Source organism: Xenorhabdus bharatensis (genome assembly GCF_037996705.1).
GTDB classification, from domain to species: domain Bacteria; phylum Pseudomonadota; class Gammaproteobacteria; order Enterobacterales; family Enterobacteriaceae; genus Xenorhabdus; species Xenorhabdus bharatensis.
Genome location: NZ_JBBMXG010000121.1, coordinates 1 through 223 on the forward strand (window position 1 = coordinate 1; position 223 = coordinate 223).

Here is a 223-nt window from a genome sequence, read left to right on the forward strand (position 1 = left end):
CACACTACCATCGGCGCTACGGCGTTTCACTGCTGAGTTCGGCATGGGGTCAGGTGGGACCACCGCGCTATTGCCGCCAGACAAATTCTGTTTTCAATCCCGAACAAGCTGGCTGACCGTCTTCATTCGGTCACTGTTTTCTCTGAAACTTCGTCTTTTCTCAAAAGCCCGCAAAACACCTTCGGTGTTGTCAGGTTAAGCCGCACGGTTCATTAGTACTGGT

General features: G+C 52.0%; 1 rRNA gene. It reads right to left on the bottom strand.

Going from position 1 to position 223, the window contains the following annotated elements:
- Positions 1–81, bottom strand: a 5S ribosomal RNA gene (gene rrf / locus AAC855_RS21500); the annotation flags it as partial.
- Positions 82–223 lie beyond the last annotated feature (142 nt).